This is a genomic window from Streptomyces sp. NPDC052721, from assembly GCF_040678315.1.
In the GTDB taxonomy this organism is placed as follows: domain Bacteria; phylum Actinomycetota; class Actinomycetes; order Streptomycetales; family Streptomycetaceae; genus Streptomyces.
Map to the genome: position 1 here is coordinate 285,879 of NZ_JBFATL010000001.1, position 22,157 is coordinate 308,035.

The 22,157-nt window shown below is 71.3% G+C and carries 26 protein-coding genes; 19 read left to right on the forward strand and 7 right to left on the reverse strand.

Annotated features, from left to right (window positions below; genetic code table 11):
* Positions 1-8 precede the first annotated feature (8 nt).
* Complete coding sequence (gene tkt / locus AB0L21_RS01325; RefSeq protein ID WP_365698822.1) at positions 9-2,096, reverse strand: transketolase; 2,088 nt, start codon at positions 2,094-2,096, stop codon at positions 9-11.
* A 364-nt stretch (positions 2,097-2,460) separates the two neighbouring features.
* On the opposite strand from tkt, the gene AB0L21_RS01330 reads away from it, so the two are divergent.
* The 4 genes from AB0L21_RS01330 (at position 2,461) to AB0L21_RS01345 (ending at position 5,892) form a co-directional block, all read left to right on the forward strand.
* A complete protein-coding gene (locus tag AB0L21_RS01330) occupies positions 2,461-3,465 on the forward strand; it encodes a heme o synthase (RefSeq protein WP_365698823.1) in 1,005 nt (334 codons plus the stop codon).
* Between the two features lie 69 nt (positions 3,466-3,534).
* Entirely contained in the window at positions 3,535-3,855 is a 321-nt protein-coding gene (locus tag AB0L21_RS01335; protein WP_365698824.1) for a hypothetical protein, read from the forward strand.
* 174 nt (positions 3,856-4,029) lie between these two features.
* Positions 4,030-5,136: an amidohydrolase family protein gene (locus AB0L21_RS01340; protein ID WP_365698825.1), complete on the forward strand. Its 1,107-nt coding sequence runs from the start codon at positions 4,030-4,032 to the stop codon at positions 5,134-5,136.
* 18 nt (positions 5,137-5,154) lie between these two features.
* Entirely contained in the window at positions 5,155-5,892 is a 738-nt protein-coding gene (locus tag AB0L21_RS01345; protein ID WP_365698826.1) for a nucleotidyltransferase, read from the forward strand.
* Between the two features lies 1 nt (position 5,893).
* Here AB0L21_RS01345 and AB0L21_RS01350 read toward each other — a convergent pair whose 3' ends face one another.
* The 4 genes from AB0L21_RS01350 to AB0L21_RS01365 are packed head-to-tail and all read right to left on the reverse strand — an operon-like array spanning position 5,894 to position 9,501.
* Positions 5,894-6,904, reverse strand: a complete 1,011-nt coding sequence (locus tag AB0L21_RS01350) for a COX15/CtaA family protein (RefSeq protein ID WP_365781515.1) — start codon at positions 6,902-6,904, stop codon at positions 5,894-5,896.
* Between the two features lie 59 nt (positions 6,905-6,963).
* On the reverse strand, positions 6,964-7,680 hold the full coding sequence (locus AB0L21_RS01355; RefSeq protein ID WP_365698966.1) for an ABC transporter permease: 717 nt from the start codon (positions 7,678-7,680) through the stop codon (positions 6,964-6,966).
* A 50-nt stretch (positions 7,681-7,730) separates the two neighbouring features.
* Entirely contained in the window at positions 7,731-8,654 is a 924-nt protein-coding gene (locus AB0L21_RS01360; RefSeq protein ID WP_365698828.1) for an ABC transporter ATP-binding protein, read from the reverse strand.
* A 31-nt stretch (positions 8,655-8,685) separates the two neighbouring features.
* Positions 8,686-9,501 carry an AAC(3) family N-acetyltransferase gene (locus AB0L21_RS01365; protein ID WP_365698829.1) on the reverse strand — a complete coding sequence of 272 codons (816 nt, stop codon included), beginning with the start codon at positions 9,499-9,501 and terminating at the stop codon, positions 8,686-8,688.
* A gap of 183 nt (positions 9,502-9,684) precedes the next feature.
* On the opposite strand from AB0L21_RS01365, the gene AB0L21_RS01370 reads away from it, so the two are divergent.
* From AB0L21_RS01370 to AB0L21_RS01405, 8 genes are read left to right on the forward strand one after another with little or no spacing between them, the layout of a single operon-like run.
* The gene (locus tag AB0L21_RS01370) at positions 9,685-10,419 is read left to right on the forward strand and encodes an ArsR family transcriptional regulator (protein WP_365698830.1); all 735 of its coding nucleotides are present in this window, start codon (positions 9,685-9,687) and stop codon (positions 10,417-10,419) included.
* Positions 10,416-11,837, forward strand: a complete 1,422-nt coding sequence (sufB, locus tag AB0L21_RS01375; RefSeq protein WP_208031589.1) for a Fe-S cluster assembly protein SufB — start codon at positions 10,416-10,418, stop codon at positions 11,835-11,837. Before AB0L21_RS01370 ends, sufB begins: the two co-directional genes overlap by 4 nt.
* Positions 11,838-11,895: 58 nt before the next feature.
* The gene (gene sufD, locus AB0L21_RS01380) at positions 11,896-13,080 is read left to right on the forward strand and encodes a Fe-S cluster assembly protein SufD (RefSeq protein ID WP_365698832.1); all 1,185 of its coding nucleotides are present in this window, start codon (positions 11,896-11,898) and stop codon (positions 13,078-13,080) included.
* The gene (locus tag AB0L21_RS01385) at positions 13,077-13,397 is read left to right on the forward strand and encodes a Rieske 2Fe-2S domain-containing protein (RefSeq protein WP_199210104.1); all 321 of its coding nucleotides are present in this window, start codon (positions 13,077-13,079) and stop codon (positions 13,395-13,397) included. The genes sufD and AB0L21_RS01385 overlap by 4 nt, the downstream gene beginning before the upstream one ends.
* Positions 13,398-13,404: 7 nt before the next feature.
* On the forward strand, positions 13,405-14,169 hold the full coding sequence (sufC, locus tag AB0L21_RS01390) for a Fe-S cluster assembly ATPase SufC (protein ID WP_356116133.1): 765 nt from the start codon (positions 13,405-13,407) through the stop codon (positions 14,167-14,169).
* Positions 14,166-15,422 carry a cysteine desulfurase gene (locus tag AB0L21_RS01395; protein WP_365698833.1) on the forward strand — a complete coding sequence of 419 codons (1,257 nt, stop codon included), beginning with the start codon at positions 14,166-14,168 and terminating at the stop codon, positions 15,420-15,422. The genes sufC and AB0L21_RS01395 overlap by 4 nt, the downstream gene beginning before the upstream one ends.
* Before the next feature lie 18 nt (positions 15,423-15,440).
* Positions 15,441-15,908, forward strand: a complete 468-nt coding sequence (sufU, locus tag AB0L21_RS01400; RefSeq protein WP_365698834.1) for a Fe-S cluster assembly sulfur transfer protein SufU — start codon at positions 15,441-15,443, stop codon at positions 15,906-15,908.
* The gene (locus AB0L21_RS01405) at positions 15,905-16,237 is read left to right on the forward strand and encodes a metal-sulfur cluster assembly factor (RefSeq protein WP_103812962.1); all 333 of its coding nucleotides are present in this window, start codon (positions 15,905-15,907) and stop codon (positions 16,235-16,237) included. The genes sufU and AB0L21_RS01405 overlap by 4 nt, the downstream gene beginning before the upstream one ends.
* A gap of 68 nt (positions 16,238-16,305) precedes the next feature.
* Here AB0L21_RS01405 and AB0L21_RS01410 read toward each other — a convergent pair whose 3' ends face one another.
* A complete protein-coding gene (locus AB0L21_RS01410; RefSeq protein ID WP_365781518.1) occupies positions 16,306-17,049 on the reverse strand; it encodes an AbfB domain-containing protein in 744 nt (247 codons plus the stop codon).
* 120 nt (positions 17,050-17,169) lie between these two features.
* On the opposite strand from AB0L21_RS01410, the gene AB0L21_RS01415 reads away from it, so the two are divergent.
* The 3 genes from AB0L21_RS01415 to dapD all read left to right on the forward strand — a co-directional run bounded on the left by AB0L21_RS01415 (position 17,170) and on the right by dapD (position 19,080).
* Entirely contained in the window at positions 17,170-17,493 is a 324-nt protein-coding gene (locus AB0L21_RS01415) for a multidrug efflux SMR transporter (protein WP_365698836.1), read from the forward strand.
* The gene (locus AB0L21_RS01420) at positions 17,493-18,029 is read left to right on the forward strand and encodes a TetR family transcriptional regulator (protein ID WP_365698837.1); all 537 of its coding nucleotides are present in this window, start codon (positions 17,493-17,495) and stop codon (positions 18,027-18,029) included. The genes AB0L21_RS01415 and AB0L21_RS01420 overlap by 1 nt, the downstream gene beginning before the upstream one ends.
* Positions 18,030-18,093: 64 nt before the next feature.
* A complete protein-coding gene (gene dapD, locus AB0L21_RS01425) occupies positions 18,094-19,080 on the forward strand; it encodes a 2,3,4,5-tetrahydropyridine-2,6-dicarboxylate N-succinyltransferase (RefSeq protein ID WP_365781520.1) in 987 nt (328 codons plus the stop codon).
* A 96-nt stretch (positions 19,081-19,176) separates the two neighbouring features.
* On the opposite strand, the gene dapA is transcribed toward dapD, so the two are convergent.
* Positions 19,177-20,076, reverse strand: coding sequence for a 4-hydroxy-tetrahydrodipicolinate synthase (dapA, locus tag AB0L21_RS01430; protein WP_365698839.1), 900 nt, complete (start codon positions 20,074-20,076; stop codon positions 19,177-19,179).
* A gap of 168 nt (positions 20,077-20,244) precedes the next feature.
* Here dapA and AB0L21_RS01435 point away from each other — a divergent pair, with 168 nt between their 5' ends.
* Genes AB0L21_RS01435 through AB0L21_RS01450 form a run of 4 tightly spaced genes read left to right on the forward strand, consistent with a single transcriptional unit; the run spans position 20,245 to position 22,122 of the window.
* Positions 20,245-20,394 carry a hypothetical protein gene (locus AB0L21_RS01435; RefSeq protein WP_365781522.1) on the forward strand — a complete coding sequence of 50 codons (150 nt, stop codon included), beginning with the start codon at positions 20,245-20,247 and terminating at the stop codon, positions 20,392-20,394.
* Entirely contained in the window at positions 20,391-21,086 is a 696-nt protein-coding gene (locus AB0L21_RS01440; protein WP_365781524.1) for a hypothetical protein, read from the forward strand. Before AB0L21_RS01435 ends, AB0L21_RS01440 begins: the two co-directional genes overlap by 4 nt.
* 53 nt (positions 21,087-21,139) lie before the next feature.
* Positions 21,140-21,559 carry a phage holin family protein gene (locus AB0L21_RS01445; RefSeq protein ID WP_365698842.1) on the forward strand — a complete coding sequence of 140 codons (420 nt, stop codon included), beginning with the start codon at positions 21,140-21,142 and terminating at the stop codon, positions 21,557-21,559.
* Complete coding sequence (locus tag AB0L21_RS01450; protein ID WP_365781526.1) at positions 21,556-22,122, forward strand: DUF3618 domain-containing protein; 567 nt, start codon at positions 21,556-21,558, stop codon at positions 22,120-22,122. The genes AB0L21_RS01445 and AB0L21_RS01450 overlap by 4 nt, the downstream gene beginning before the upstream one ends.
* Positions 22,123-22,157 lie beyond the last annotated feature (35 nt).

Consider the following 22,157-nt stretch of genomic DNA (forward strand, 5'->3'; position numbering starts at 1 on the left):
TATGAGCGTCAGCGCTGAGCGTCGGCGAGGGATTCCCGCGCCTTCGCGGCCACGTTCTCCGCGGTGAAGCCGAACTCCTTGAAGAGCACCTTGCCGTCGGCGGAAGCACCGAAGTGCTCCAGGGAAACGATGCGGCCGGCGTCCCCCACGTACTTGTGCCAGGTCAGACCGATGCCCGCCTCGACCGATACTCGGGCCTTCACGGACGGCGGCAGCACGGAGTCCCGGTACCCCTGGTCCTGCTGCTCGAACCACTCGACGGACGGCATCGAGACGACACGCGTGGGCACGCCCTCGGCCTGGAGCCGCTCACGCGCCTCCACGGCCACGTGCACCTCGGAACCGGTGGCGATCAGGATGACCTGCGGCTCGCCGCCTTCGGCCTCGAACAGCACGTAGCCGCCCTTGGCCGCGTCCTCGTTCGGCTCGTACACCGGCACGCCCTGGCGGGTGAGCGCGAGGCCGTGCGGCTGGCCCTTGCCGAACTCCTTGGTCCAGCGCCTCAGGATCTCGCGCCAGGCGATGGCGGTCTCGTTGGCGTCCGCCGGACGCACGATGTTCAGGCCCGGGATCGCGCGCAGCGAGGCCAGGTGCTCGACCGGCTGGTGGGTGGGGCCGTCCTCGCCGAGGCCGATGGAGTCGTGCGTCCACACGAACGTCACCGGCAGGTGCATCAGGGCCGACAGGCGCACCGCGTTGCGCATGTAGTCGGAGAAGACGAGGAAGGTACCGCCGTAGACACGCGTGTTGCCGTGCAGGGTGATGCCGTTCAGCTCCGCGCCCATGGAGTGCTCGCGGATGCCGAAGTGGATGGTGCGGCCGTACGGGTTGGCCTCGGGCAGCGGGTTGCCCTCGGGCAGGAACGAGCTGTCCTTGTCGATGGTGGTGTTGTTCGACCCGGCGAGGTCGGCGGAGCCGCCCCACAGCTCGGGGATCACCGCGCCGAGCGCCTGGAGCACCTTGCCGGACGCGGCACGCGTCGCGACACCCTTGCCGGGCTCGAAGACCGGGAGCTTCTCCTCCCAGCCGGTGGGCAGCTCGCCCTTGCTGATCCGGTCGAACTCGGCGGCCCGCTCCGGGTTGGCCTCCCGCCACTCCTGGAGGGACTTCTCCCACTCGGACTTCGCCTGGGCACCGCGCTCCAGCGCCTTGCGGGTGTGGGCGATGACCTCGTCGGCGACCTCGAACGACTTCTCCGGGTCGAAGCCGAGGACGCGCTTGGTGGCCGCGACCTCGTCCTCGCCCAGCGCCGAGCCGTGCGCGGCCTCGGTGTTCTGGGCGTTCGGGGCCGGCCAGGCGATGATGGAGCGCATCGCGATGAACGACGGCCGGTCCGTGACCTTCTTCGCCTCCTGGATCGCGGCGAAGATCGCCTGCGGGTCCAGGTCGCCGTTCTCCTTGGCCTCCACGCGCTGCACGTGCCAGCCGTAGGCCTCGTACCGCTTGACGGTGTCCTCGGAGACGGCCGTCTCGGTGTCGCCCTCGATCGAGATGTGGTTGTCGTCCCACAGCAGGATCAGGTTGCCGAGCTTCTGGTGGCCGGCCAGCGAGGACGCCTCGGCGGAGATGCCCTCCTGGAGGCAGCCGTCACCGGCGATGCAGTAGATGAAGTGGTCGAAGGGGGACTCGCCGGCCGGCGCCTCGGGGTCGAACAGACCGCGCTCGTAGCGGGCGGCCATCGCCATGCCCACCGCGTTGGCGACACCCTGGCCCAGCGGGCCCGTGGTGGTCTCGACGCCCTTGGTGTGCCCGTACTCCGGGTGACCGGGGGTCTTGGAACCCCACGTCCGGAACGACTTCAGATCGTCCAGCTCCAGGCCGAAGCCGGCCAGGTAGAGCTGGGTGTAGAGGGTCAGGGACGAGTGTCCGGCGGACAGCACGAAGCGGTCGCGGCCGACCCACTCCGGATCCGCCGGGTCGTGCCGCATCACCTTCTGGAAGAGGGTGTAGGCGGCCGGGGCCAGGCTCATCGCCGTACCGGGATGGCCGTTGCCGACCTTCTGTACGGCGTCTGCGGCCAGGACACGGGCGGTGTCCACGGCCCGCTGGTCCAGCTCGGTCCACTCAAGGTCTGTGGTGGTCGGCTTGGTGCTCACCCTGGGTCAGGGCTCCTCTCCACATGTCGGTCGCCGGTCGTCGGGGCATGCGCCCACCCGGCCGCCGGCGTGCTTGTCGCCCGCCGGCCGCTGTCGAGCCTACCCCCGTAAGGACGTGCGTTTTTTCGAGTGTTTCCAGACTGCCGGGAGTCCGCGCGATCCGCCTCCCGACTGGCCGGGAACGGCATTTGGCACATGAATACGGAGCCGGTCATCTGAGCGCTCAATCGAGTGCCGGGACCCCTCTTATGGGGCGTGCGTCAACACGACCCCCACCCCCGCGAAGGGCGGAGTATGGGCAACGTCTAAAGTGGCGTGGTACGCGCGAGCCTTTACCGGGACTTCATACGGGGGGCTTGCTGGGATGTCTCTGTCAGGGGTGTGCGTGACGGCCGTCGAATCCCGTCCTGGGGGCACCTCCCAGGCCCTTAAGGCACTGGGGGAGGGTGTGCTCGGGGGTGCGAGCCAAGGCCCGGTTCATCGGCCGTTCGGGGCCCGTGTCAAGGCGTTCGTGGCGCTGACCAAGCCGCGGATCATCGAGCTGCTGCTCATCACCACCGTTCCGGTGATGTTCCTGGCGCAGCAGGGCGTGCCCGACCTCAAGCTGGTCCTGCTCACCTGCGTCGGCGGCTATCTGTCGGCGGGCGGCGCCAACGCGCTGAACATGTACATCGACCGGGACATCGACGCCCTGATGGACCGCACCTCGCAGCGGCCCCTGGTGACCGGCATGGTCAGCCCTGCCGAGTGCCTGGTCTTCGGCATCACCCTCGCGGTCGTCTCGACGCTGCTGTTCGGCCTCACCGTCAACTGGCTGAGCGCCTGGCTCTCGCTCGGCGCGCTCCTCTTCTACGTCGTCGTCTACACGATGCTCCTCAAACGGCGTACGTCGCAGAACATCGTGTGGGGCGGCATCGCGGGCTGCATGCCCGTGCTCATCGGCTGGTCGGCCGTGACGAACTCGCTCTCCTGGGCGCCGGTCGTCCTCTTCCTGGTGATCTTCTTCTGGACCCCGCCGCACTACTGGCCGCTGTCCATGAAGGTGAAGGAGGACTACGCGCGCGTGGGCGTGCCGATGCTGCCGGTCATCGCCTCCAACAAGGTCGTGGCCCGGCAGATCGTCCTCTACAGCTGGGTCATGGTCGCCGTCTCCCTGCTCCTCACCCCCCTCGGCTACACCGGCTGGTTCTACACAGCGGTCGCGCTGGCCGCCGGCGGATGGTGGCTGTGGGAGGCGCACGCGCTGCAGAACCGGGCCAAGGCCGAGGTCACGGGCGGGAAGCTGAAGGAGATGCGGCTGTTCCACTGGTCGATCACCTATGTGTCGCTGCTGTTCGTGGCGATCGCGGTGGACCCGTTCCTGCGCTGAGGCCCGCCGGGCGCATGTCACAGCAGCCTGCTCTCGCCAGTCGATCTACTCGTCGGTAGCATCCTGGTCATGGCAGACACGCAGCAGGTTGACGCGAGGGCCGAGCGCAAGGTGGCCAGGCTCGCCCGGGAGATCAACGCCTTCTCCAAGGCCCACGGCGGTGCCGAGGGCCAGGTGGCCCACATCGGCGAACGCGGCGCCCGCATCGTCCTCGTCGGCGAGGACGGGGGCTGGGGCGACCTGGTGGCCCCCAGCACCGAGATCGCCCAGCGGGCGGTGGAGAAGGCCGGCATCACCGTCCACGAGTCCTTCGACGGCGAGTTCGCCGCCAAGGTGCGGACGGGCCCGTACGAGTGGAAGCGGATGGCCGGCATTCAGGTAGGCGGCTGAGCGGCGCCCCCGGAGGGGCGCGGGCCGTATCGACACGGGGCTTCGCCGCGTGGGCGCGGCCGGTCGCATACGGCCTGAAGTCGCCACATCACCCGCAGCTCCGGGCTCATCCGCGACCTCGGACCCCGTTCACCCGTTAGGCCGGTCAAAGCCAGCGCACGCGGGGAGACCGGGATGATCGATACGCCGTCCCTCGTGGACCAGTACTGCCACGGCGTACTGCGCACGGAACTGGGCCTCGGCACCTTCGAGGCCCAGCTGGCCCGCACGGAGGGACCCCCGGCCCCGGGCACCACCCTCTTCGACACCCAGACCGGCTTCGCCGTACGGCGCTGGTGCCCGCCCCTGCTCGGCCTCGAACCGCACTGCCCGCCCGCCCGCTACCTGGCCCGGCGCCGCGAACTGGGCGCCCTGGAGTCCGGCCGCAGGCTGCTGCGCGGCAGCGGTATCACGATGTACCTGGTCGACACGGGGCTGCCCGGCGACCTCACCGGCCCCGCCGAACTGGCCTCCGCGGCGGCGGCCCAGGCCCGCGAGATCGTCCGGCTCGAACCGCTCGCGGAGCAGGTCGCCGACACCTCCGGCACGGTCGAGTCCTTCCTCGCCAACCTCGCCGAGTCGGTGCACGGGGCCGCGGCCACCGCCGTCGCCTTCACCTCCGTCGCGGGCCTGAGGCACGGCCTGGCCCTCGCGCCGGAGCCGCCGGGGCCGGGGGAGGTGCGGGGCGCGGCGGGCCGCTGGCTGGCCGGACGGCGCGCCGGCGGCCCGCTCACCGACCCCGTCCTGCTGCGGCACCTGCTGTGGATCGCCGTCGCCTCCGGCCTGCCCCTGCAACTGCACGCGGGCCTCGGCGAGCCCGGCTCCCGCATCGACCGTACGGACCCGGTGCTGCTCACCGACTTCGTCCGGGCCACCGCCGGGCTCGGCACCGACCTCGTCCTGCTGCACGGCTATCCGTACCACCGCCACACCGCCCACCTGGCCGGTGTCTTCCCGCACGTCTACGCCGACTCGGGCGCCGCGCTCCTGCGCACCGGCGCCCGGGCGGCCGCGGTCCTCGCCGAGATCCTGGAACTGGCCCCCTTCGGCAAGATCCTCTTCTCCACCGGCGCACAGGGCCTGCCGGAACTCCATGTCGTCGGCGCCCGCCTCTTCCGGGAGGCGCTGGGCCGCGTGCTGGGCAACTGGGTCGCCGAGGGCGCCTGGTCCCTGGAGGACGCCCAGCGGGTGGCGAAGATGATCGCGGCGGACAACGCGCGACGGGTGTACGGGCTCGGGTGAGCCGTCCAGACTGAGCGGATGACGACCGCGTCCCTGCTCGACGGGTTCCTGCACGCCCTGCTGCCCCTGCGGCCCCGCGCCGTCTGGGCGCACGGCTCACTGGCCGGCGGCGACTACCAGGAGGGCCGCAGCGATCTCGACCTGATCGCCGTCCTGCCGGACCCGCCGACCCTGGGGACGGTACGACGGCTCGTGGCGCTGCACCGCAGACAGCGGAGGGAGCCCCTCGCGGCGAAGCTCCACTGCAGCTACCTCACCCCGGCCACCCTGCACGACGTGGACCGCTCGCACCTCACCTGGGCGCACGGACGGGTGACGCGCCGCCCGGTCACCCCCGTGACCCGGCGCGAGCTGCACGCCTTCGGCCGGGTGCTGCACGGGGAGCCACCGGCCGGGCTGCTCCCGCCGGTACCGGACCGCCAGCTGGCCGACTTCGTCGTACGCGACCAGCGCGACTTCTGGCGGCCGGCGGTGGACAAGGCCCGGCTGTGGCGGCAGGACATCTGGGTCGACCTGGGCCTGCTGACCTTCGCCCGGGCCACCGTGACCCTGCGCGAGGGCCGGCTGATCTCCAAGCGGGAGGCCCTGAGCGAGCTTGCCGCGCTGGGTGCTCCGGCGGAGGTCGTCGAGGACATCACCCGCCGCCGCTACGCCACCCCGGCCCCGGCGACCACCGACTGGCTCACCCGCCGGGCCGAGCTGACCCGCGGCTATCTGGGGCCGGCGATCGATGCCCTCGTCACCACGTACGGGTGACTCACGCGCGCGTGCCGACCGGCACCCCGGCCGACGGGCCCGGCAGGTCCAGGGCGGCTTCCGGGCGCTCGCGCAGCGACAGCAGGACGCGCAGGGTGGCGATCCAGATCAGGCACGAGCCGAGCATGTGCAGGGCGACCAGGACCTCGGGCAGGTGCGTGAAGTACTGCACGTAACCGATCACGCCCTGGGCCAGCAGTACGATGAACAGCTCACGCGTCCGGGCCAGGGGGCCCTTCGGCGCGTCGACCGCCTTCAGGACGAACCACAGGGCGAACGTCAGCGTCACCACGATCCAGGCGAGCACCGCGTGCAGCTTGGCGACCGTCTCCCAGTCGATCGGGATGCGGTCGACCTCGCTGGAGTCGCCGGCGTGCGGCCCGGCCCCCGTCACCACCGTGCCGACCGCGATGAGCAGCACGGACGCCAGTACCAGGAACCACACCAGCTGCCGCACCGCCTTGCCGACCAGCGGACGCGGAGCCTCGTCGCCCTCCCGCGCGCGCTGCCACATCACCGTGGCGATGGCGATCAGGGCGGTGGAGAGCAGGAAGTGCGCGGCGACGGTGTACGGGTTCAGGCCGACCAGGACGACGATGCCGCCGAGCACGGCGTTGCCCATGACCACCCAGAACTGGGCCCAGCCCAGCCGGGTCAGGCCGCGCCGCCACGGCTTCTGGGCCCGGGCCGCGATGATCGCCCAGCCGACGGCCGCGCACAGCACGTACGTCAGCATGCGGTTGCCGAACTCGATGACCCCGTGGAAGCCCATGGCCCGGGTGGTGGTCAGGGAGTCGTCGGTGCAGGTGGGCCAGGTCGGGCAGCCGAGGCCCGAGCCGGTCAGGCGGACGGCGCCGCCGGTCACGACGATGACCACCGACATCACGAGCGCGGCGAGCGCCGCCCGCCGGACGGTCCGGGGATCCGGTGTCCAGCGGTCGGCGATGAAGGCGAGCGGGTTGCGCAGGGCGGCTTCGGCGTCGGCGCGGTTCAGCTTTGGCACGCGCACCATCGTAGGCCGCCGCTTGTGCACGCGTTCACGAGGGTCCGCCCCGACGCGTGCGGCATGGGTCACTCCCAGCGGAAGAACTTCCCGGCCGCGGCGAGGCCGGCCACCGCCCAGACGGCGAGGATGCCCAGGTCGCCCCAGGGCATGCCGGCGCCGTGCTGGAGCACGTCCCGCAGGCCGTCCGACAGGGCGGAGATCGGCAGCAGGCCCAGGACCTGTTCACCCGTCGAGCCGAACTTCTCCAGCGGCACGATGACCCCGCCGCCGACGAGCAGCAGCAGGAAGACCAGGTTGGCGGCGGCCAGCGTCGCCTCCGCCTTCAGCGTGCCCGCCATCAGCAGGCCGAGCCCGGAGAAGGCGGCGGTGCCGACGACGAGCAGCAGCAGGACGGCGGCCGGGTTGCCGTGCGGGGACCAGCCCAGCGCGAAGGCGATGACGGTCAGCAGGACGACCTGGAGGACCTCCGTGACCAGCACGGACGCCGTCTTCGCGGTCATCAGGGCCCAGCGGGGCAGCGGCGAGGAGGCGAGCCGCTTCAGCACGCCGTAGCGGCGCTCGAAGCCGGTGGCGATGGCCTGGCCGGTGAACGCCGTCGACATCACGGCCAGGGCCAGGACGCCGGGGGCGAGGAAGCCGACCGCCGGGCCCTTGCCGGTGTCGACGATGTCGACCGAGCTGAAGAGCACCAGCAGCAGGGTCGGGATGACGACCGTCAGCAGCAGCTGCTCGCCGTTGCGCAGCAGCATCTTCGTCTCCAGCGCCGCCTGCGCCGCGATCATGCGGGGGAGCGGGGCGGCTCCGGGCTTCGGGGTGTACGTACCCGCCGTGGTCACGAGCGCAGCTCCTTGCCGGTCAGCTCAAGAAAGACGTCCTCCAGCGTGTGCCGCTCCACCGAGATGCGGTCGGGCATCACCCCGTGCTGGGCGCACCAGGACGTCACCGTGGCCAGCAGCTGGGGGTCGACCTTGCCGACGACCCGGTAGGAGCCCGGGGTCAGCTCGGCGGCCGTGCAGTCGGCCGGGAGCGCCTTGAGCAGGGAGCCGACGTCGAGGCCGGGGCGGCCGGAGAAGCGCAGGGTGTTCTCGGCGCCGCCCTTGCACAGCTCCTCCGGGGAGCCCTGGGCGATGACCCGGCCGCCGTCGATGATCGCGACGTCGTCGGCGAGCTGTTCGGCCTCGTCCATGTGGTGCGTGGTGAGGATCACCGAGACGCCGTCGGCGCGCAGGTCCCTGACCAGGTCCCAGGTGGCCCGGCGGGCCTGCGGGTCGAGTCCGGCGGTCGGCTCGTCCAGGAACACCAGCTCGGGGCGGCCCACGACGGCCATGGCGAGCGCGAGCCGCTGCTGCTGGCCGCCGGACAGCCGGCGGTAGCCGGTCCGGCCGCAGGAGCCGAGACCGAGGCGCTCGACGAGGGCGTCGACGTCCAGCGGGTGCGCGTGCAGCTTCGCCATGTGGCGCAGCATCTCCTCGGCCCGGGCCCCGGAGTACACGCCTCCGGACTGGAGCATCACGCCGATGCGGGGGCGCAGCTCGGCGGACTGCCGTACCGGGTCGAGGCCCAGGACGCGCACCGTGCCCGAATCCGGCTTCCGGTACCCCTCGCAGGTCTCGACCGTGGTCGTCTTCCCCGCCCCGTTGGGGCCGAGTACGGCGGTCACGCCCGGCTGGGCCACCAGGTCGAGGCCGTCCACCGCGGTCTTCGTGCCGTACCGCTTCACCAGGGCCTGGACCTGGACCACGGGCTCACTTCGCATGGGTCCAGAGTCTAGGTACGCCGTCCGGTGCTCAGGCGTGGGGGTGGCGGAAGTCCTCCTCACGGGGCCGGTGCAGGGGCAGCCACCGTTCGGCGTAGGACACGGCGTCCGCGACCGGGAACAGCCGGACGTCGGCCGCACCCACCTTTCCCCGCACGACCGGCCGGTCCCGCTCGAAGTCGTGCCCCAGTTCGTCGAACCGGTCGGAGGTGATCGATACCTCGGTCACCGTCTCCCAGCCGCCGCCGGGAGCGGGCCGGCCGACCTCGACGCGGGGCGCGGGTATCCGGTACTCGGCGAGGTGGAAGGCGGTGCAGGAGTCGTAGCCCGCGCCGAGCAGCAGGACCCGGGCGCCCAGCTTCTCCAGCCGGGCGAGGGGGCTCTGCTCGCCGAGCCGGCAGTCGGTGGCGTGGCCGTCGGTGATCTCCCGCGCGCGGGGGCCGACGGCCGCGAAGGAGGTCTGCGGGTGGGCGCTGCGCAGGGCGCCCGGCCAGGTGCGCACGGTCTCCGGGATCACGCCGACCCCGAGGGAGGGGGTGATCAGCGGGTCGTACGGCGGCATGGTGGCGCGGATCCGGTCCCACCACTCCTCGGGCACCGGCGGGTTGGACCAGACGGCCGGATCGGACTGGCCGCCCGTCTGGGTGGGGACGACGAGCGTGCCCGACGGACCGAGCGCGTCCAGGAGGCCCTGGACGACCGCGACCGCGCGTCCGTTGACCCAGCCGAGGGAGCTGAGCGAGGAGTGCACGAGGAGGGTCTCACCGGTTTGGACACCGAGCAGTCTCAGCTGTGCGGCGATGCCGTCCCGGGTGACAAGAGGGCCGGTCGGAGGCGGTGTGGGCATGGTTCGGGAGTCTTCCGGACGGGCGCGCGGGGCGCTACCGAATTGCAGCTGCCGGGGGCCCGGACGATCGATCGGGTGATCGTTTCCGCAGGTCGGATTAGGTATGCCTAAGTGACGCAGGGCACCGTCGGGTGATCCGGACGGCGCTTGTCAGGCTCCGCGGAATTACGCAACAATGGCGTTGTGAAAAACGTCGGCGAGGCTCGGGAGACCCCCACGGGGTCCCCTCAGGAGGAGCTAGCGACCGGTGAGCGTTCGACGCGCAACCGGGTCGCGCGCTCCATCCTGGACCACGGGCCGTCGACCGTCGCCGAACTCGCCGGCCGGCTGGGACTGACCCAGGCGGCCGTCCGGCGTCACCTGGACGCGCTGGTCGCCGACGACGTCGTGGAGGCCCGCGAGCAGCGGGTGTACGGCACGCGCACGCGTGGCCGCCCCGCGAAGGTCTTCGCGCTCACCGACTGCGGCCGGGACGCCTTCGACCAGTCGTACGACAAGCTCGCCGTGGACGCGCTCCGCTGGATCGCCGAGCAGGGGGGCGGCCCCGAGGCGGTCGCCGCCTTCGCCCGCGCCCGGATCGCCGCCCAGGCGAGCGCGTACCGCGCGGCGATCGAGGCCGCGACCCCGGACAAACGCGCCGAAGCGCTGGCCAAGGCCTTGAGCGCCGACGGGTACGCTGCTACGGCGCGCAGCGCACCGGTCGGCGAGCAGCTCTGCCAGCACCACTGCCCGGTCGCCCACGTCGCGGAACAGTTCCCGCAGCTGTGCGAGGCGGAGACGGAGATCTTCGCCGAGCTGCTGGGCACCCACGTCCAACGACTGGCGACCATCGCGCACGGCGACGGCGTCTGCACGACGTTCATCCCCAAGATTTCCACTGACGCACCTGCAAGCACGGCCGGGAGGAACCCCGCATGACTCTCCCCACGGAGACTGCCCACCCTGAGCTGGAGGGCCTGGGCAAGTACGAATACGGCTGGGCCGACTCCGACGTGGCCGGTGCCTCCGCCAGGCGCGGCCTCAACGAGGACGTCGTCCGCGACATCTCGGGCAAGAAGTCCGAGCCGGAGTGGATGACCAAGCTGCGCCTGAAGGGCCTGAAGCTCTTCGAGAAGAAGCCGATGCCGAACTGGGGCTCGGACCTCTCGGGCATCGACTTCGACAACATCAAGTACTTCGTGCGCTCCACGGAGAAGCAGGCGGAGTCCTGGGAGGACCTGCCCGAGGACATCAAGAACACCTACGACAAGCTGGGCATCCCGGAGGCCGAGAAGCAGCGCCTCGTCGCCGGTGTCGCCGCCCAGTACGAGTCGGAGGTCGTCTACCACCAGATCCGCGAGGACCTGGAGGAGCAGGGCGTCATCTTCCTCGACACCGACACCGCGCTGAAGGAGCACCCGGAGCTCTTCAAGGAGTACTTCGGCACGGTCATCCCGGCCGGCGACAACAAGTTCGCCGCGCTGAACACCGCCGTCTGGTCCGGCGGCTCCTTCATCTACGTCCCGCCGGGCGTCCACGTCGAGATCCCGCTCCAGGCCTACTTCCGCATCAACACGGAGAACATGGGCCAGTTCGAGCGGACCCTGATCATCGTCGACGAGGGTGCCTACGTCCACTACGTCGAGGGCTGCACCGCGCCGATCTACAAGTCGGACTCGCTGCACTCCGCGGTGGTCGAGATCATCGTCAAGAAGAACGCCCGCTGCCGCTACACGACCATCCAGAACTGGTCGAACAACGTCTACAACCTGGTCACCAAGCGCGCCGTGGCCTACGAGGGCGCGACCATGGAGTGGATCGACGGCAACATCGGCTCCAAGGTGACGATGAAGTACCCGGCCGTCTACCTGATGGGCGAGCACGCCAAGGGCGAGACCCTGTCCATCGCCTTCGCGGGCGAGGGCCAGCACCAGGACGCGGGCGCCAAGATGGTCCACATGGCGCCGAACACGTCGTCCAACATCGTGTCGAAGTCGGTCGCGCGCGGCGGCGGCCGTACGTCCTACCGCGGTCTGATCGAGATCGGCGAGGGCGCCGCCGGGTCGAAGTCGAACGTGCTCTGCGACGCGCTGCTGGTCGACACCATCTCCCGGTCGGACACGTACCCGTACGTCGACGTCCGCGAGGACGACGTGTCCATGGGCCACGAGGCCACCGTCTCCAAGGTCTCCGAGGACCAGCTCTTCTACCTGATGAGCCGCGGCCTCTCCGAGGACGAGGCCATGGCGATGATCGTGCGCGGCTTCGTCGAGCCGATCGCCAAGGAACTGCCGATGGAGTACGCGCTGGAGCTCAACCGGCTGATCGAGCTGCAGATGGAGGGCGCGGTCGGTTAATCACCGGTCCGCACCCCCCGTCAAGCCCACACGTAAGAAAGCGAGCATTACGACAGCCATGGCTGAGGCCCAGAACATCCCCGTGGGATCCACCACCGCGGGCTCGATCGCGGTCGCCGCGGAGTCGACCGTCGTCTCGCGCATGAGCGCGCCCCCGTCCTTCGACGTCGCGGACTTCCCGGTCCCGCACGGCCGCGAGGAGGAGTGGCGGTTCACCCCGCTGGAGCGTCTGCGCGGCCTGCACGACGGCACCGCCGTCGCGAACGGCGACGGCGTGAAGGTCGACGTCCAGGCCCCTGAGGGCGTCACCGTCGAGACCGTCGGCCGCGACGACGCGCGCCTCGGCAAGGCGGGCACCCCCGTGGACCGCGTCGCCGCCCAGGCGTACTCCGCCTTCGAGAAGGCCTCGGTCGTGACCGTCCCCAAGGAGACCGTCCTCACCGAGCCGATCCGCATCGCCGTGCACGGCCAGGGCGGCACCGCCTTCGGCCACCAGGTGATCGAGCTGGGCGCCTTCGCCGAGGCCGTCGTCGTCATCGACCACACCGGTGACGCGGTGCTCGCCGCCAACGTCGACTACATCCTCGGTGACGGTGCCAAGCTGACCGTCGTCTCCGTCCAGGACTGGGACGACAAGGCCGTCCACGTCGCCCAGCACAACGCGCTGGTCGGCCGGGACGCCTCCTTCAAGTCCGTGGTCGTGACCTTCGGCGGTGACGTGGTCCGCCTGCACCCGCGCGTGGAGTACGCCGGCCCCGGCGGCGAGGCCGAGCTGTTCGGCCTGTACTTCACCGACGCCGGGCAGCACCAGGAGCACCGCCTGCTGGTCACCCACAACACCCCGCACTGCAAGTCGAACGTCGTCTACAAGGGCGCGCTCCAGGGCGACGACGCGCACGCGGTCTGGATCGGTGACGTGCTCATCGAGGCCAGGGCCGAGGGCACGGACACCTACGAGATGAACCGCAACCTGGTCCTCACGGACGGCGCGCGCGTCGACTCGGTGCCGAACCTGGAGATCGAGACCGGCGAGATCGTCGGCGCCGGGCACGCCTCCGCCACCGGCCGCTTCGACGACGAGCAGCTCTTCTACCTGATGGCCCGCGGCATTCCGGAGCACGAGGCCCGCCGCCTCGTGGTCCGCGGCTTCTTCGCCGAGCTGGTCCAGCAGATCGGTGTCGCCGACATCGAGGAGCGCCTGCTGGCCAAGATCGAGGAAGAGCTGGAGGCTTCGGTCGCATGACGTCGTTCGTACGCGCCTGTGGGCTGAGCGAGCTGGAGGAGGACACCCCGAAGCGGGTGGAACTCGACGGCACGCCGGTCTCGGTCGTGAAGACCGAGGGCGAGGTGTTCGCGATCCACGACATCTGCTCCCACGCGAACGTCTCCCTCTCCGAGGGCGAGGTGGAGGACTGCCAGATCGAGTGCTGGCTGCACGGCTCCGCCTTCGACCTGCGCACCGGCAAGCCGTCCGGCCTCCCCGCGACGCGCCCCGTCCCCGTATACCCCGTAAAGATCGAAGGGGACGACGTTCTCGTCTCCCTCACCCAGGAGTCCTGAGGCACCCATGGCAACGCTTGAAATCCGAGACCTGCACGTCACCGTCGAGGCCGACAACGCCACGAAGGAGATCCTCAAGGGCGTCGACCTCACCGTGAAGCAGGGCGAGACGCACGCCATCATGGGCCCCAACGGCTCCGGCAAGTCGACCCTCGCCTACTCCCTCGCGGGTCACCCGAAGTACACGATCACCAGCGGCACCGTACTGCTCGACGGCGAGGACGTCCTGGAGATGTCCGTCGACGAGCGCGCCCGCGCGGGCCTGTTCCTGGCGATGCAGTACCCGGTCGAGGTCCCCGGCGTCTCGGTCTCCAACTTCCTGCGCACCTCCGCCACCGCCATCCGCGGCGAGGCCCCCAAGCTGCGCACCTGGGTGAAGGAGGTCAAGGAGGCCATGGAGCGCCTCAACATGGACCCGTCCTTCGCCGAGCGCAACGTCAACGAGGGCTTCTCCGGCGGTGAGAAGAAGCGCCACGAGATCCTTCAGCTGGAGCTGCTCAAGCCGAAGGTCGCGATCCTGGACGAGACCGACTCCGGCCTGGACGTCGACGCGCTCCGCATCGTCTCCGAGGGCGTCAACCGCGTCCGCGAGACCGGCGAGGTCGGCACCCTGCTGATCACGCACTACACGCGCATCCTGCGCTACATCAAGCCCGACTTCGTCCACGTCTTCTCCGCCGGCCGGATCGTGGAGTCCGGCGGCGCCGAGCTGGCCGACAAGCTGGAGGACGAGGGCTACGAGGCATACACGAAGGGTGGCGCATCCGCGTGACACAGCTGCCGGGCCTCCTCGACACCGAGGCGATCCGCAAGGACTTCCCCGTCCTGGACCGGCTGGTCCACGACGACAAGAAGCTCGTGTACCTGGACAACGCGGCGACCTCCCAGAAGCCGCGCCAGGTACTGGACGCCCTGAGCGAGTACTACGAGCGCTACAACGCCAACGTCCACCGCGGTGTGCATGTGCTCGCCGAGGAGGCCACGGCGCTGTACGAGGGCGCGCGCGACAAGGTCGCCGCGTTCATCAACGCGCCGAGCCGCGACGAGGTGATCTTCACCAAGAACGCCTCCGAGTCGCTGAACCTCGTGGCGAACATGCTGGGCTGGGCCGACGAGCCCTACCGGGTGGACCACGAGACCGAGATCGTCATCACGGAGATGGAGCACCACTCCAACATCGTGCCGTGGCAGCTGCTGGCGCAGCGCACGGGCGCGAAGCTGAAGTGGTTCGGCCTCACGGACGACGGCCGTCTCGACCTGTCGAACATCGACGAGATCATCACCGAGAAGACGAAGATCGTCTCCTTCGTGCTGGTGTCCAACATCCTGGGCACGGTCAACCCGGTCGAGACGATAATCCGCCGCGCCCAGGAGGTCGGCGCCCTCGTCTGCATCGACGCCTCCCAGGCCGCCCCGCACATGCCGCTGGACGTGCAGGCCCTGCAGGCCGACTTCGTGGCCTTCACCGGCCACAAGATGTGCGGCCCGACCGGCATCGGCGTCCTCTGGGGCCGCCAGGAACTGCTGGAGGACCTGCCTCCGTTCCTCGGCGGCGGCGAGATGATCGAGACGGTCTCGATGCACTCCTCGACGTACGCCCCCGCCCCGCACAAGTTCGAGGCGGGCACGCCCCCGATCGCCCAGGCGGTCGGCCTCGGCGCGGCGATCGACTACCTCCAGTCGATCGGCATGGACAAGATCCTCGCCCATGAGCACGCGCTGACGCAGTACGCGGTGCGGCGCCTGGCGGAGGTTCCCGACCTGAGGATCATCGGCCCGACGACGGCCGAGGACCGCGGGGCGGCGATCTCCTTCACCCTCGGGGACATCCACCCGCACGACGTGGGCCAGGTCCTGGACGAGCAGGGCATCGCGGTCCGCGTCGGCCACCACTGCGCCCGTCCGGTCTGCCTCCGCTACGGAATTCCCGCGACCACGCGAGCGTCGTTCTATCTGTACTCCTCGCCGGCCGAGATCGACGCTCTGGTCGACGGCCTGGAGCACGTACGGAACTTCTTCGGCTGAGAGGCGTGAGCTGAGACCGTGAAGCTGGACTCGATGTACCAGGACGTCATCCTGGACCACTACAAGAACCCGCACGGGCGTGGTCTCAGGGATGGCGACGCCGAGGTGCACCATGTGAACCCGACCTGCGGCGACGAGATCACCCTGCGCGTGAGGTACGACGGCACGAAGATCGAGGACGTCTCGTACGAGGGCCAGGGCTGCTCGATCAGCCAGGCGAGCGCCTCCGTGCTCAACGAGCTTCTCGTCGGCAAGGACCTGGCCGAGGCGCGGAAGATCCAGGAGACCTTCCTGGAGCTGATGCAGTCCAAGGGCAAGATCGAACCCGACGACGCGATGGAGGAGGTGCTGGAGGACGCGGTCGCGTTCGCCGGTGTCTCCAAGTACCCCGCGCGGGTCAAGTGCGCCCTCCTGAGCTGGATGGCGTGGAAGGACGCGACGGCCCAGGCGCTGGGTGGCGCCGACGCCGAAAGGAAGACGGCATGACCGACACCGCAGAGATGAAGCCGGTCTCGGAGGAAGAACTCCGCGAGGCCCTGATGGACGTGGTCGACCCCGAGCTGGGCATCGACGTCGTCAACCTCGGCCTGATCTACGGCATCCACATCGACGACTCCAACGTGGCCACGGTCGACATGACCCTGACCTCGGCGGCCTGCCCGCTGACGGACGTGATCGAGGACCAGGCCAAGTCCGCCACGGACGGCCTCGTCAACGAACTCCGCATCAACTGGGTCTGGATGCCGCCGTGGGGCCCCGACAAGATCACGGACGATGGCCGCGAGCAGCTTCGGGCGCTCGGGTTCAACGTCTGACACACAGCCTGTGACAGGGGCCGTGGCCATGTGCCACGGCCCCTTTCGCGTGCTCAGGTTCCGCGTGCTCAGGCGAGCCCGTCCACCAACCGGAACGCGGAGTCCGCGCGGTAGAGGTCCGTGTTCTGGTACGGGTCCAGTCTCAGCTGGAAGTTCTGGTGGCGGAGGAAGCGGCCGGGGTAGTTCAGCGACTCCAGTGTGACGGCGCCGGTGTGGGCGGAGGGGCGGGGGCAGAACGTGGCGTCCTGGGCGAAGAGGCGGGAGCCGTCGTCGGGTTCGTTGCGGAGCAGGAAGTCGCGGTGGCGCAGGTAGCCGCCGTCGGCCGTGGCGAAGGACCAGCAGCGGGTGTCGGCCAGGCCCTTGACGCGGGTGAAGGTGGCGGCGCGACGGGCCGGGGCCGAGGTGGCGGGGTCGAGCTTCACCCGGCCGTCACTGAGGTGCCAGTAGCGGTCGGGGTAGTTGACGGAGCGGACGGAGGTCCCGTGCTCCACCGGCTTCGGGGAACTCGCCGAGGGCGTGGGGGACGTGGCGGGCGTGTGCCGGGGGCGGGCGGGGGACGCGGGTGTCTCAGGGGAAGAGGGCGGCTGTGACGGTCTCTCCTCCTCGTTCTCAGCGGGAGCCGGTGGGGTGGACGGGGTGGCGAAGGAGAGCAGGCCGGGTCCGTCGTCCGGTGGGGTGATGGGCGCGGCGGGGGTTCTCCGTTCCGCCGGCTCGTCGTTCATGGTGATGGCGGTTACGCAGGCGGCCACGGTTGCCAGGGCCAGTGCGGCGGCCAGCCGGAGTCTTCGGGCGCGGGGGGTGTTTGCGGGCACGGGCCCGCACAGTAGTGGAGGCGGAAGCCGGCCGTGGGCCGTTTCAGTGAGCGGTTTCCATGAAGCTGAAACTTTCTTGGCGCGCACGGCCGCACGCCCTCGTTGTGTACGCTCGTACATATGGGGTATCTGCTGCTCTCCGGTGCCATCGCCGCCGAGGTCGCCGCCACGACGGCGATGAAGTACAGCGAGGGATTCAGCCGGCTCTGGCCCTCGCTCGTGACCGCTCTGGGGTATGTCGTCTCGTTCGCGCTGCTCGCCCAGACGCTGAAGACCGTGGGGATCGGTACGGCGTACGCGATCTGGTCCGGCGTCGGCACCGCGACCATCGCCGTCCTCGGTCTGCTGCTGTTCGGCGAGGGGCTGAGTCTGACCAAGGTCGCCGGGATCCTGCTGATCATCGGGGGAGTGGTGGTGCTGAACCTGGGCGGGGCGACGCACTGATGCCGCGCCGCTACGACCCCGGGCGCCGGCAGCGGATCATCGACGCGGCGATCCGCGTGGCCGGCCGGGACGGCATCGCAGGGCTGAGCCACCGTACGGTCGCCGCCGAGGCGGACGTACCGCTCGGCTCCACGACGTACCACTTCGCCACCCTCGAAGAGCTGCTGGTGGCCGCGCTGCGGCAGGCGAACGAGGGGTTCGGCCGGGTGCTGGCCGAGCTGCTGCCGGAGGGCGGCGGCGAGGGCGACCTCGCCGCGGATCTCGCCCGGGCGCTCGGGGAGTGGCTGGCGGGCGAGCGCACCGGCGTGGAGCTGGAGTACGAGCTGTACCTGGCGGCGCTGCGCCGCCCGGCGCTGCGTCCCGTCGCCGCGGAGTGGACCGAGCAGGCCGCCGCGCTGCTGGCCCGCCGCACGGACCCGGTCACGGCGCGGGCCCTGCTGGCGCTGATGGACGGCATCTGCCTCCAGGTGCTGCTGACGGGCGGTTCCTACGACGAGGAGTACGCGCGTGCCGCACTGGCTCGGCTGATCCCCTGAAACCGCGCCCGGCACGTGAGACGCGGTTCGCCCTCACCACCCCGCCCACGTTAGGTTTTCTTCCATGACCGAGTCTGCAACCCGTACCACCGGCGCTGTCGCCGCCGGCCTCGCCACGATCGCCTCCGACGGCACCGTTCTCGACACCTGGTTCCCGGCCCCCGAGCTGGTCGAGGAGCCGGGTCCGGCCGGCACCGAGCGGCTGACCGCCGAGCAGGCGGCCGAGCTGCTGGGCGGCGGCGCGACCGCGGCGACCGGACCGGACGCCCGCCGGGGCGTCGAGGTGGTCGCGGTCCGCACGGTCATCGCCTCGCTGGACGAGAAGCCGCTCGACGCCCACGACGTCTACCTGCGCCTGCACCTGCTCTCGCACCGCCTGGTCAAGCCCCACGGCCAGAACCTGGACGGCATCTTCGGCCACCTCGCCAACGTCGCCTGGACCTCGCTCGGCCCGGTGGCCGTGGACGACATCGAGAAGGTGCGCCTGAACGCCCGCGCCGAGGGCCTGCACCTCCAGGTGACCTCGATCGACAAGTTCCCGCGCATGACCGACTACGTCGCCCCGAAGGGCGTGCGCATCGCCGACGCCGACCGGGTCCGCCTCGGCGCGCACCTCGCGGCGGGCACCACGGTGATGCACGAGGGCTTCGTCAACTTCAACGCCGGCACCCTCGGCACCTCCATGGTCGAGGGCCGGATCTCCGCGGGTGTCGTCGTCGGCGACGGCTCGGACATCGGCGGCGGCGCCTCCACCATGGGCACCCTGTCCGGCGGCGGCAACGTGATCATCTCCATCGGCGAGCGGTGCCTGGTCGGCGCCGAGGCGGGCGTCGGCATCGCGCTCGGCGACGAGTGTGTGGTCGAGGCCGGCCTGTACGTCACCGCGGGCACCCGCGTCACCATGCCCGACGGCCAGATCGTCAAGGCCCGCGAGCTCAGCGGCGCCTCGAACATCCTGTTCCGCCGCAACTCCGTCACCGGCACGGTCGAGGCCCGCCCGAACAACGCGGTCTGGGGCGGCCTGAACGACATCCTGCACACCCACAACTGACGCACACGTCCGGCGGAGCGCCCTTCACCGTGGTGTGGAGGGCGCTTCGTCCTGCGGGTGGTGCCGCGATGTGCCGTCAGGGATCCGCCGGACGGATCAGCCGGCGGTGAGCGCCTCGTACACCGACAGCAGCCCGTCGGCCGTCTCCCGGCCTGCGGGCAGCAGCGGTGCGCGGACCGGGCCCGCGGGCAGGCCGAGGCGGGCGAGGAGGGCCTTCGCGGTGACCGTGCCGGGCAGGCCCGCGCCCATCATCGCCTCGGTCAACGGGGTCACGGCCAGCTGGAGTCCGGTCGCGCGGGCGGTGTCGCCGGCGTCGAACGCGGCCAGGATCGCGGCGATCCGGTCCGGTACGGCGTTCGCGACCGTGCTCACACAGCCCGCCGCGCCGACCGCGTACAGCGCCAGTACGTGCTCGTCGCAGCCCGCGTAGTACGCCAACTCCGTGCGCGCCAGTACCTTCTGGGTGCCGAGGAAGTCGTAGGAGCAGTCCTTGACGGCCACGATCCGCGGATGGTGCGCGAGGCGGATCATCGTGTCCGGCTCGATCCGGGTGCCCGTGCGGCCCGGGATGTCGTAGAGCATCACCGGCAGGTCGCTCGCGTCGGCGACCTGGAGGAAGTGGGCGGCCACGGCCTCCTGCGGGGGCCGGCTGTAGTACGGCGTCACCACCAGGACACCGTCGGCGCCCGCCTTCCCGGCCGCCAGCGCCAGCTCCACCGTGTGCCGGGTGTCGGACGTGCCCACGCCCGCGACCAGCGCGGCCCGGTCGCCGACCGCCTCCCGCACGGCCGCGACCAGCCGCGCCTTCTCCTCGTCGGTGGTGGTGGGGGACTCGCCGGTGGTGCCGTTGAGGACCAGGCCGTCGCAGCCCTCCGCCACCAGGTGCGCCGCCAGCCGCTGGGCGCCGTCCAGGTCGAGGGCGCCCTCCTCGGTGAACGGCGTGATCATGGCGCAGAGGGTGCGGCCGAAGGGCGCGGGTCTACGGGTATGCGTCATGGGAGTAGTGTCGGCAGCGCGTCGGTGAAGCTCTACTTAATTCTTCTACCAGGTATTGGTAAGGCTTTCTAACGGCTTGGGGTGTGCGGGCAGAGGCCCTATGTCCAACTCGGCACCTGATGGGTCACTATGGCCGGAGGGTCACCGACGTTTGTCATGGGAGGCGCCATGAAGCTCGGCAAGGCACTGGCCACCGGGGTCGCTCAGGAGCGGCCGCTCGTCCGGGAGGAGAAGCCGCAGGTCCCCGAGGAGACCGTCCGCGCGGACGCGGCCGAACCGGCCGGGCCGGCCCGCGAAGAGGTCCCGGCCGCCCGATGAGGCTGCGGCTCCCGGCGGAACGCCCGACGGAGCCGCCGACCGGCTACAAGATCGCCCACCCGGTGCTGTCCCAGGACGGCACCCGGGCCGGGTTCACCGGTGTGTCGCTCGGCGGCGCGCTGCCGTACGGCGTCCTGGACGACGCCTCCTGCGTCTACGGCTTCCGGCACCGCCCGCCCGCCCGCCGGTGCGACTGCGGTTTCCACTGCGTCCACGACCGGGCGGCGGCCGAGGCCCTGCTGTGCACCGCCGAGCACCGCGCGGCCGTCCTGCTGGAGGTCTCCGTCCTCGGCGCCTACATCCGCTTCGAACGCGGCTTCCGCTACGCCCGGCAGCGGGTGCGCACGGCCACGGCCGGGCCCTGCGGCTGCGGCGCCGCTGCCGTCGCGCTGGCCGACGCCGGCTGGGGCCGGCCGGGCTGGCGGGTCCTGGCACCCGTCTGCGCGGGCTGTGCGCGCGGGCGCGCGTCGGTCTCGCTCGCTGGGTTCGCCCGGCTGGCCGGGCACGGGCTCCGGATGATCGCGGGCGCCGGCGGTACGGCCCCCGCAGCCGCCGAGTTGACAGCGGACGGCGAGCTGGGCGTACCCGAACTCGTCGCGGAGGCGGCCCTGTTGCAGGCGCGCCTGGACTGGTTCCAGTCCCAACTCGCGCGTCTGGGCGAACGGGGGCCCGGCGGCGCCGGGCAGGGCTAACGACCTCCGGTCCGGGTACCCGGAGGTTCCGCACTGAGAGGAGGCGGAACACCGTGACCGTGACCCCGCACACCCGGCCCGCGGCCGACGGGCACCCCTCCACGGGTGAACTCGTGGGCCGGGCCACCGAACAGCTCTCCCGGCTGCTGCGGCAGGAGGTCGCCCTCGCCAAGGAGGAGCTGGCCGAGAAAGGACGCCGGGCGGGACGCGGCGGCGGCCTGCTGGGCGCCGCCGGCGCCGTCGGCTACGTCGGGCTGATCACCCTGGCCGGAGCGGCCACCGCCGCCCTCTCCCTGGCACTGCCCGTGTGGGCGGCGGCGCTGATCGTGGCCGCGGTGCTCTTCGCCGTCGCCGGCCTGCTGGCCGCGACCGGCCGCGCCCAGCTGCGCCGCGCCGCCCCGCCCACGCCCGAGAAGACCCTCGGCAGTGTCAGGGCGGACGTCGACGCGATCAGGGAAAGGGCACACCGATGACGCACAGGAACCCGCACGGCTCGGGCGCCAAGGGCCCCGACGAGCTGCGGCGGCAGATCGAACACACCCGGAGCCAGCTGGGCGACACCGTCGCCCAGCTGGTGGGCCGGGCGGATGTGAAGGGCCGGGCCCGGGCGCGCGCCGCCGACCTGAGGGACAAGGCCGGCGCCATGACCGTCCAGCTGCGCGCCGGCGCCGCCCAGGCGGGGCACGGCGTGCAGGACCGGGCGGCCAAGGCGGGCCACCTGGTGCAGGACCGGGCGGCCAAGGCGGGCCACCTGGTGCAGGACCGCGCCGCGCAGGTCGGCCACACCGCGCAGGATCGGATGAGCAAGGCCGGTCACCTGGTGCAGGAGCGGGCCGGGCACAGCGGGCACGCCCTGCGGGACCGGGCGGCCCACGCCGGTCACAGCATGGAGCACGACACGCGGGTGCCGCGCCCGGTGCGGTCCGCTGTGGGCGCCGCGCTGCGGCACCCCCGGCCGGCACTGATCGTCGTCGCGGCGGGCGCCGCCGTCGTCGGCGCGGCCGTGATCTGGCGCCGGATCGACCGCTGCCAGTGAGTCCCTGCCGGTGAGCCGCTGCCGGTGAGCACGGG